General features: G+C 67.2%; 10 protein-coding genes. 6 read left to right on the top strand and 4 right to left on the bottom strand.

Annotated elements, in window-relative coordinates; all coding sequences use genetic code 11:
• Positions 1-1,524: exodeoxyribonuclease V subunit gamma (gene recC / locus ACCC94_RS25040; protein WP_413352323.1), on the bottom strand; the 1,524-nt coding region annotated here is incomplete at its 3' end.
• Positions 1,525-1,790: 266 nt separating this feature from the next.
• Between recC and ppk2 the strand changes: the two genes are divergently transcribed.
• Positions 1,791-2,609 (top strand): polyphosphate kinase 2, encoded by an 819-nt coding sequence (gene ppk2, locus ACCC94_RS25035; protein ID WP_413352322.1) that lies wholly within the window; start codon positions 1,791-1,793, stop codon positions 2,607-2,609.
• Between the two features lie 107 nt (positions 2,610-2,716).
• Here ppk2 and ACCC94_RS25030 read toward each other — a convergent pair whose 3' ends face one another.
• Complete coding sequence (locus tag ACCC94_RS25030) at positions 2,717-3,607, bottom strand: LysR substrate-binding domain-containing protein (RefSeq protein ID WP_413352321.1); 891 nt, start codon at positions 3,605-3,607, stop codon at positions 2,717-2,719.
• A gap of 128 nt (positions 3,608-3,735) precedes the next feature.
• Here ACCC94_RS25030 and ACCC94_RS25025 point away from each other — a divergent pair, with 128 nt between their 5' ends.
• The gene (locus ACCC94_RS25025; protein WP_413352320.1) at positions 3,736-4,353 is read left to right on the top strand and encodes a glutathione S-transferase; all 618 of its coding nucleotides are present in this window, start codon (positions 3,736-3,738) and stop codon (positions 4,351-4,353) included.
• Between the two features lie 96 nt (positions 4,354-4,449).
• Here the strand turns inward: ACCC94_RS25025 and ACCC94_RS25020 are convergent, their stop codons facing one another.
• Positions 4,450-5,652, bottom strand: coding sequence for an MFS transporter (locus tag ACCC94_RS25020; RefSeq protein ID WP_413352319.1), 1,203 nt, complete (start codon positions 5,650-5,652; stop codon positions 4,450-4,452).
• Between the two features lie 166 nt (positions 5,653-5,818).
• Between ACCC94_RS25020 and ACCC94_RS25015 the strand changes: the two genes are divergently transcribed.
• The gene (locus ACCC94_RS25015) at positions 5,819-6,049 is read left to right on the top strand and encodes a DUF2789 domain-containing protein (RefSeq protein ID WP_413352318.1); all 231 of its coding nucleotides are present in this window, start codon (positions 5,819-5,821) and stop codon (positions 6,047-6,049) included.
• A gap of 6 nt (positions 6,050-6,055) precedes the next feature.
• On the opposite strand, the gene ACCC94_RS25010 is transcribed toward ACCC94_RS25015, so the two are convergent.
• Positions 6,056-6,331 carry a metal/formaldehyde-sensitive transcriptional repressor gene (locus ACCC94_RS25010; RefSeq protein WP_413352317.1) on the bottom strand — a complete coding sequence of 92 codons (276 nt, stop codon included), beginning with the start codon at positions 6,329-6,331 and terminating at the stop codon, positions 6,056-6,058.
• 60 nt (positions 6,332-6,391) lie between these two features.
• Here ACCC94_RS25010 and dmeF point away from each other — a divergent pair, with 60 nt between their 5' ends.
• The 3 genes from dmeF (at position 6,392) to ACCC94_RS24995 (ending at position 8,589) form a co-directional block, all read left to right on the top strand.
• On the top strand, positions 6,392-7,348 hold the full coding sequence (gene dmeF, locus ACCC94_RS25005) for a CDF family Co(II)/Ni(II) efflux transporter DmeF (RefSeq protein WP_413352316.1): 957 nt from the start codon (positions 6,392-6,394) through the stop codon (positions 7,346-7,348).
• 98 nt (positions 7,349-7,446) lie between these two features.
• Positions 7,447-8,376: a pseudouridine synthase gene (locus ACCC94_RS25000; protein WP_413352315.1), complete on the top strand. Its 930-nt coding sequence runs from the start codon at positions 7,447-7,449 to the stop codon at positions 8,374-8,376.
• A 78-nt stretch (positions 8,377-8,454) separates the two neighbouring features.
• Positions 8,455-8,589: a hypothetical protein gene (locus ACCC94_RS24995; protein WP_017519380.1), complete on the top strand. Its 135-nt coding sequence runs from the start codon at positions 8,455-8,457 to the stop codon at positions 8,587-8,589.
• Positions 8,590-8,771 lie beyond the last annotated feature (182 nt).

The following is an 8,771-nucleotide window of genomic DNA, read 5'->3' as shown; positions in this document are numbered from 1 at the left end:
CAGCAGCGGCAGGTCGGCGTCGGCCAGGCCGAAGCGCGCGCGCACGGCGGCGACGTCCAGCAGGTCGAGGATTTCGCTCACCGCGAAACGGCTGTCCGGCAGCCGCAGCAGGTGCTCCAGCGCCACCAGCAGCGGTTCGCGGCCGCGCTGGCCCTGGTCGGCCAGGGTGTAGGGGATGAGGCGCTTGTCGTCGCGCGGGATCTGCCCGAACACGGCTTCGATGTGCGGCGCGTAGGGGTTGATGTCGGGGACCATGACGATCACGTCGCGCGGACGCAGCGAGGGGTCGGCGTCGAAGCGCGCCAGCAGCTGGTCGTGGAGGATTTCCACTTCGCGCTGGGCGCTGTGGGCAACGTGGAAGCGCACCGAGTCATCGGCCTGCGGATCGATCGCAGGCCAGTGTTCGCGGGTTTCGTTGAGCGGACGCAGCTCGAGGATGTCGTCCTGCAGCTGGCCGAGCAGGCTGTCCGGTTCCACTTCGCTGAACAGGTCGATGCGCCCGTTGCTCACCGCGCCCAGGCGCGCGCGGTAGCTTTCCGGGTCGTCGTACTGGTCGAGCAGGTTGATGTAGTCGCGGCCCTGCTTGCCCCAGGCGGCCAGCAGCGGCTGGGCGTACTGGTGCTGCTGGTCTTCGCTGAGCAGTTCCGGAGTGCCGGCGCGGCGGCGCTGGCGACGGTACTCGTGGCGCAGCAGGTCCTTGTCGGCGACGATATCGGCCCAGTGGTGGCGGCAGGGGTTGTGCACGCAGAGCAGCACCTGGGCGTGGCGCGCCAGCACGGCGAGGGCTTCCACCGTCTGCGCGGGCATGGCGGAAATGCCGAACACCACCACGCGGCGCGGCAGGTTCGGCAGCAGGTTCTCGGCGTTCTTCAGCTTCTCGATGAAGCGCCCGTGCACACCGGCGCGGCTGGTGGCCAGGCCCTCGGGGCCAACGTCGTCGAGCAGCGCCCGCCACAGGGCGGCCTGCCAGCGGTTGTCGGCGTCCAGCTCGCGCACGCTGCCGTTGGCCAGGCGCAACTGATCGACCCCGCGGCTCCAGTCCTCCAGCCAGTCGGCGCGGTAGACCTGGTACTGGTCGAACAGGTCGGCCAGGCGCTCGGCCAACTGGTGGCGCTTGCGCAGGTCGGCGTCGTCGGCGAGGAAGCGTTGCAGGGTGGCGAATTCGTCGCGCTCGAGCAAAGTCGGCAGCAGGCGCATCAGGCGCCAGGTCAGCGGGCCCTTGTCGAGCACAGACACTTCGGGGATTTCGTCACGACCCAGCGCGCCGCGGTAGGCACGCCAGAGGAATTGCGCGGGCAACTGCACGTCGAGCGCGGCGGTGACGCCGCAACCGCCCTCCTCCACGTCGCGCCCCAGCGCCAGCTTCAGCCACTGGGCGATGCCGTTGCTCTGCACCAGGATGACCTCGTTCTCCAGCGGCGCCAGCGGGTGCCGGCTCATCCACTGCACCAGCAGGTCGCGCAGCGCTTCCGGATGGTTGCCGTGGATCACCATCAGGCCGGGGGTCAGTCGCTGCTCGGTCATCGTGTCTCCTGGGTCGTGCAGGCGCTGTCGACGCACTGCGGGTGATGAGGCGCATTTCACCAAAAACCGCGGACGGCAGCAGCCTTTTTCCCACTCTGCAGGACGATTTACCGGACGCTACGAAACATCCGACACCAGCCTTCCGGCAAACACGGCCGCTACCGGGACTCTCCTACATTTTCGAACCTGACTGCATCACAGTCCGTTCGCCCGGCGAGCGGCTATGCTGATTCCACGGCCGTCCCAGGCCAGCCATGGAGGAAGTGATGGGCAAGAAGAGCAAGACGAAGAACCCGGCCCCCGAACAGACCGGGAAAATGAAGAACAAGGATTACGAGGAGCACCTGCGCAAGCTGTCCGTGGAACTGGTCAAGCTGCAGGAATGGGTGGTGCACAAGGGCCTGAAGGTCTGCATCGTCTTCGAAGGCCGCGACGGCGCGGGCAAGGGCGGCACCATCAAGGCGCTCACCGAGCGCGTCAGCCCGCGGGTATTCCGCGTGGTGGCGCTGCCCGCCCCCACCGAGCGGGAGAAATCCCAGCTCTACGCCCAGCGCTACATCAAGCACCTGCCCTCGGCCGGCGAGGTGGTGATCTTCGACCGCAGCTGGTACAACCGCGCCGGCGTCGAGCGGGTGATGGGCTTCTGCACCGAGGAGCAGGCCGACAAGTTCCTCGCCGTGACGCCGCTGTTCGAGCGCATGCTCACCGAGTCGGGGATCATCCTGCTGAAGTTCTGGCTGGAGGTCAGCCCGGAGGAGCAGGCGCGCCGGCTGGAAGACCGCATCACCGACGGCCGCAAGATCTGGAAGCTCTCGCCGATGGATGTGAAGTCCTACACCCGCTGGGACGAATACACCCGAGCCCGCGACCTGATGTTCGCCGCCACCGACTCGCCCTGGGCGCCCTGGTTCGTCGCGCGCTCCGAGGACAAGAAGCGCGTGCGCCTGAACGTCATCAGCCACATTCTCAAGCACGTGCCCTACAAGTCGGTACCGCGCGAGGAAGTGAAGCTGCCCAGGCGCGGCAGGATCGGCAAGTACAAGAGCCCCGATTACCCCTTCCACTACATCGACGAGGCCTTCTGAGGCCAGGCTCGACTCGGCATCGTCTTCACCCCGTGTTCGCGAGCAAGCTCGCTCCTACGCAGGGCGCTTCCACTCCCTTGCAGTAGCAAGCTCGCTCGCGGACCGACTCAGGCAATAGCCCGCAGATACGCCTGGACCTCGCCCGAAAGCCACCCGGCGAACGCCGCCACCTTGGCCTGGGTCGCCTCGCGCTCGGGCCACACCAGCCAGTAGGGAAAGCCGTACGGCACGCGCAGGTCACTGAGCGCTACCAGCTCGCCGCTTGCAAGAGCGCCGGCCACCAAGCTGCGGCGTTCCAGGCCGATGCCCTGACCCATGCGCACCGCCTCGATGCTCAGGTTGGAGTCGTTCACCACGAACTCCGCCGGTTCCTCCGGCACCGCCACGCCCGCCGCCTGGCACCAGCCCAGCCAGGACTCGAAGCCGGTGACACGCGGGCAGCGGAGGATCTGCCCCGGAGTCCGGGGCAGGCGCCCGCCGTTGAAGTCCGGCGCGGCAACCACGACCACTTCGTCCTCGAACAGATGTTCCTGCGCCAACCCTTCCCAGTGCCCCTGGCCGATGCGGATCGCCACGTCGGCCAGGCCCTGGCGCAAGTCCATTACCTCCAGGCTGGCCAGCAGACGCAGGCGGTACTGTGGATAAGTTGCGCGAAAGCCCGGCAGGCGCGGCAGCAGCCACTTCTGGCCGAAGGACGGCGTGAGCGCCACTACCAGCTCGTCTTCCCCTGGTCGCGCTTTCGCCAGGCGGGTCGCCTCGGCGATATCGCGCAGCGCACCACGAACCTGCAGGGCGTAAAGGCGGCCTTCCTCGCTCAGGCGCAGGCCTCGTCCTTCGCGCTGCAGCAGGGTGACGCCCAACAGGTTCTCCAGCTGACGCACCTGCTGGCTGACGGCGGAATGCGTGACGTGCAGTTCACTGGCGGCCAGCGTGACACTACCCAGTCGGGCCACGGCCTCGAAACTGCGCAGGGCAGAGAGCGGCGGCAATGCGCTCATGTAAGTATCCCTAACCGAATCGGTCACTAATCGTCGCTATTTCCCAGCAGCCAAAGCCGCTAGATTCATGGGCGTAGCGCGGACAACCGCGCCCGCCACGATGCAATCTTCACTAACAGGACGTACCCATGCAACAGAAGCTTCCGCACCTGGTCGGCATGCTCGACTCACCCTACGTGCGCCGCGTCGCCATCACCCTGCGCCTGCTCGGCATCGAATTCAGCCACCAGTCGCTGTCGGTGTTCCGCACCTACGAGGAATTCCGCGGCATCAACCCGGTGGTGAAGGCGCCGACCCTGGTGCTGGGCGACGGCGAGGTGCTGATGGACTCCACGCTGATCATCGACTACCTCGAACACCTGGCCGGGCGCAGCCTGATGCCTGCCGCACCGGCCGCACGGCTGCGCGCCACGCGCCTGCTGGGCCTGGCCCTGGCGGTCATGGAAAAGGCCGTGCAGCGCTATTACGAACAGCAGCGTCCCGAGGACAAGCAACTCGCCAGCTGGCAGGAAAGGGTCGACCAGCAATTGCACGCGGCCCTGGCACAGCTGGAGAGCGAGCTGCGCGAAATGTCGCTGGACGCCGGCGCGCCGCTGGACCAGGCCGGGCTGAGCATCGCCGTGGCCTGGACCTTCGTGCAGCTGCTGCACTCCGAAGACATTCCGGCGGACAGCTACCCGGCGGTGCGCGACTGGACGGAGCAGGCCGAGGCGCTGGACGTCTTCAAGGCCTTTCCGCCGGTGTGATGCGGTTCGCGAGCAAGCTCGCTCCTACAGGGCGGTGCCGATGGCCAAGCTCTTGTAGGAGCGAGCTTGCTCGCGAACCCGGGCCGTGACACTCAATCACCCCTTGGGCAATTCCTCATGCTGCTGGCGGGTGAAGCGCAGCAGGCCGAAGCAGATGAGGAAGCCACAAAGCGCCAGGCCCGCCGCCGCGAGGAAGATCGACGCATAGCCGTGACGGGCGGCGACCAGCCCCATCAGCGGGCCGGCGATGCCCATCGCCAGGTCGAAGAACAGCGCGTAGGCGCCCAGCCCGGCGCTGCGGCTGCTGGCCGGGATGCGCAGCACCGCCTCGACGCCCAGCGACGGATAGACCAGCGAAAGGCCGCAACCGGTGAGCGCCGCGCCCAGCAGCGCGAACCCCGGCCCCGGCGCCTGCCAGAGCAAGAGCAGGCCGAAGACCTCGACACCCAGGCAGGCCACCGCGACGGCAAAGCCGCCAAAGCGATTGACCGTGCCCGAGAAGATCAGCCGCGCGCCGACGAAGCAGACACCGAAAGCGGTCAGGCACCAGGCCGGATTCGCCCAGCCCTGGCTGCCGTAGTAGAGGGTGATGAAGGTCGCCAGGGTGCCGAAGCCGATGGAGCCGAGCATCACGCACATCCCGTAGGGCAGCACGCGACCGAGCACTGCATGGAAGGCCATGCGCGTACCCGGAATGGTCGGCACTTCCGCGCGGCCCCGGGCGGCCAGCCAGCCCAGCGCGGTAAGCAGCAGGATGCTCACGCCCAGGCTCCACAGGCCCAGCGAAGCCGACATGGTCACCCCCAGCGGCGCGCCGATGGCGATGCCGCCATAGCTGACGATGCCATTCCAAGAAATCACCTTGGCGGTGTTCTGCGTGCCCACCAGCGCAATGCCCCAGCTCGCCGTGCCGATCCCCAGCAGCCCTTGCGCCAGGCCGAACAGCAAGCGGCTGCCGAGCAACAGCGCCAGGCTCAGCCAGGTCACGGACTCGACGCTGGTGGACGCCAGCACCAGCACGCCGCCCATGCCCAGCACACCCAGGCCGTAAAGCACGGCGCGCTTGGCCCCGTAGGTGTCGGCCACGTAGCCCGCCAGCGGGCGTGACAGCAGGGTGGCGATGTACTGCAGGCCGATCACCGCGCCGGCGATCACCGTCGAGTAGCCCAGGCCTTCATGGACGAAGCCGGGCAATACCGGCAACAGCAGGCCGATGCTCAGGAACAGGACGAAGGTGAAGAAAACGGTGGCGAGGATGCGCAGGGTGACGGAGGCGGTTCGCTGCTCGGACGAGCTCATGGACGGGCCTGACGGGTGAGTGGCGGAGCGTGTGCGGGGACGATTGAAAGCAGGCTATCTATTTCCGCCGCAATTGCCAATGCGAACCTTGCCCGGCGGTTGCTCCTATAGTTGTTGCATTGCCGCACGCCATGCTGGCGTGCCCGGCGCCCCCAAGGAGACCACGATGGATACCACGCCGCACACCCTGGCCAACCTGTTCAAGCAACTGGGCCTGCCCGACGGCCGCAGCGACATCGATGCCTTCCTCGGCAGCCATGGCCTGATCGAAGGCCAGAAACTCCCCGACGCGCCGTTCTGGAGCCCGGCCCAGGCCCAGTTCCTGCGCGAGGCGTGGCAGCAGGATTCGGACTGGGCCGAAGACGTGGACGAGCTGGCGGTGCGCCTGTCCCGCTGAGCCGCGCTACTTGAGATAGGAGCGCAGCACGCCCATGACCTCTGCCAGGTCTTCGTGGCGCTGCGCCGCGGTGCGGTCCTCGGCGCCCAGGTGGTCGCGCAGGTGGCCTTCGAGCACCTCGGCCATCAGGCCGTTCACCGCGCCGCGGATGGCGGCGATCTGTTGCAGGATCGCCGCGCATTCGCTGCCCGCCTCCAGCGCTCGTTCCAGCGCCTCGCTCTGCCCCTTGATGCGCCGCACCCGGGTCAGCAGCTTCTTCTGGTCCTTGATGGTATGTCCCACGGCAAAACTCCTAAGGTATACTGGGGTATAGTATCCAGATCAATTCTGTGGACCATCATCATGCAGCACGCCGCTCACCCGCAAGACGGTCGCCACGACCACCAGTTCCACGAAGGCAACCCGCTCGCCGAACGCAACACCCTGCGCGCCGCGCTGCTGACCGTCGTGATGATGGTGGTGGAGATCGCCGGGGGCTGGATCTTCAACTCCATGGCGCTGCTCGCCGACGGCTGGCACATGAGCTCCCACGCCCTGGCGCTGGGACTGGCGTACTTCGCCTACGTGGCGGCGCGGCGCTTCAAGGGCGACGCGCGCTTCGCCTTCGGCACCTTCAAGATCGAAATCCTCGCCAGCTACACCAGCGCCATCCTGCTGCTGGGCGTGGCGGCGCTGATGATGTTCGAGTCCGTCGCCCGGCTGCTCTCCCCTTCGCCGATCCACTACCAGCAGGCCATCGCCATCGCCATCATCGGCCTGCTGGTGAACCTGGCCTGCGCCTGGCTGCTGCGTGGCGAGCATCATCACCATGGCCACGATCACCACCATGGTCATGACCACCAGCACGACCATGACCATCATGATCACGGCCACGACCTGAACCTGCGCGCCGCCTACCTGCATGTGCTGGCCGACGCGGCTACCTCGGTGGCGGCGATCATCGCCCTGATCGGCGGCCTGATCTGGGGCGCCGCCTGGCTCGACCCGCTTATGGGCATGGTCGGCGCGGTGCTGGTGGCCGTGTGGTCGGTCGGCCTGCTCAAGCAGAGCGGCCGGGTGCTGCTCGACGCGGAGATGAACGACCCGGTGGTGGAGGAAATCCGCGAGGTAATCGCCGAGCTGCCCTACCCGGCACGCATCACCGACCTGCACCTGTGGCGGGTGGGCAAGTCGCGCTACGCCTGCATCCTCAGCCTCGCCAGCAGCGGTGGCCTGACGCCCGAACTGGTGCGCCAGCGCCTGCAGGTCCACGAGGAACTGGCGCACATCACGGTGGAAATCAATCCGATCCCCGCCTGAGAACCGCCGGCAACAAGACCGGAAGTCGCGGCGGCTTTGACGGCCGCCGCGCCGCTGCGGCCTAATGCGCAGCCCGTCGAACCCGGTCGCCTGCCCACATGTCCAGCTCCCGCTTCTCCACCGCCCAGCAACGCGCCAGCATCCTGCACCTGCCCGCCGGCTCCTGGGCGACGGTGCTCGATTGCCTGTGCGCGCGCTTCCCGGCGATCAGCCGCGACACCTGGCTGGACCGCATGGCGCGCGGCAAGGTGCTGGACGACGACGGCCAGCCCATCGGCCCCGGGCATCCCTACCGCGAAGCGCTGCGCATCCACTACTTCCGCGAGGTGCCGAAGGAAACGCCGATCCCCTTCCAGGAAAGCATTCTGTATGCCGACGAACACCTGGTGGTGGCGGACAAGCCGCACTTCCTGCCGGTGACGCCCGCGGGCCAGTATGTCGAGGAAACCCTCCTCGCCCGCCTCGCCAAGCGCCTGGACAACCCGCAGCTGGTGCCGCTGCACCGCATCGACCGGCTTACCGCCGGGCTGGTGCTGTTCTCCGCCAACCCGGTCAATCGCGATGCCTACCAGGCGCTGTTCCGCGAACGGCGCATCGACAAGATGTACGAAGCCATCGCGCCGGCGCTGCCGCAACGGGAGTTCCCGCTGGTGCATCGCTCGCGGATGGTCGAAGGCGACCCGTTCATCCGCATGCAGGAGGTGGACGGTGACCCCAACAGCGAAACCCGCATCGAGGTGCTTGAGCAGCGCGGCAACCTGTGGCGCTATGGCTTGCACCCGGTGTCCGGCAAGCGCCACCAGCTGCGCGTGCACATGTCCGGCCTGGGTGCGGCGCTGTGCTTCGACCCGCTCTATCCGACGCTGCCGCCGCGCGGCGAGCGTCCGCCGGAAGATTTCGACAAGCCGCTGAAGCTGCTGGCCCGGCAACTGCAGTTCATCGACCCGATCACCGGTGAAGCGCGGCTGTTCAGGAGCCAGCTGGAGCTGTCCTGGCCTTCCATCAATTTCATCGATGGTCACCCTTAAGCCGATCCATTTCCGTCGATGGTGGCCCCGGTGTTCTCATAGCTCCACCCCAAGGAGAGAGAACATCGGGAGCCGAACATGAGCTACAGCGCCAAGTCCTTTTCCGCCCTCGTCAACGCCCTGCGTGCCGACGGCATCACCCGTCCCGAACAGATGGCCCGCCAGCCCTTCCGCAATGCCCAGGGCTTCTGGTCGGCGGTGGCGAAGAAATGAACCTCGTGCGGCGACTCCCGCCTGCGCTGCGCATGGATGCGGTGATCGTCCTCTACGCCATGGCCGCGGCCTGGCTGGTTTTCTCGGGGCTTTGAGATAAAGTTCGGGCCCGAGCAGGTTCGCGAGCAAGCTCGCTCCTACGAAGAGCACAACGGATTCGATCTGTAGGAGCGAGCTTGCTC

The organism is Pseudomonas sp. Pseusp97, from assembly GCF_047304025.1.
Classification (GTDB): Bacteria; Pseudomonadota; Gammaproteobacteria; order Pseudomonadales; family Pseudomonadaceae; genus Pseudomonas.
This window is presented reverse-complemented; position numbering and strand designations above follow the sequence as displayed.